This is a genomic window from uncultured Shewanella sp., assembly GCF_947491715.1.
In the GTDB taxonomy this organism is placed as follows: Bacteria; Pseudomonadota; Gammaproteobacteria; order Enterobacterales; family Shewanellaceae; genus Shewanella.
Genome location: NZ_CANLKR010000160.1, coordinates 1 through 220 on the forward strand (window position 1 = coordinate 1; position 220 = coordinate 220).

Here is a 220-nt window from a genome sequence, read left to right on the forward strand (position 1 = left end):
CTATAAGGACTGCTGCCCCCATTTAACTGTGGATCAAGTGTGGTAAAACTGTGTAATGTCGGCAAGTACACCCGCGCGCCCATTAAGGCCATATCAAACACCATCCCTTCAGTTTCAACACCGCTGCCACTGTCAAATCCAAAATTAGGCGCCCCTTCCATATTGGTATTACTGCCACCTAAACGCTCACCGTAAGGACTGAATAAGCTCATATCACTCA

At 47.3% G+C, this 220-nt stretch carries 1 protein-coding gene; it reads right to left on the reverse strand.

The window, feature by feature from the left end; translation table 11 throughout:
- On the reverse strand, positions 1-220 hold a 220-nt coding region (locus Q0779_RS23925; RefSeq protein ID WP_298776775.1), incomplete at both ends, for a hypothetical protein.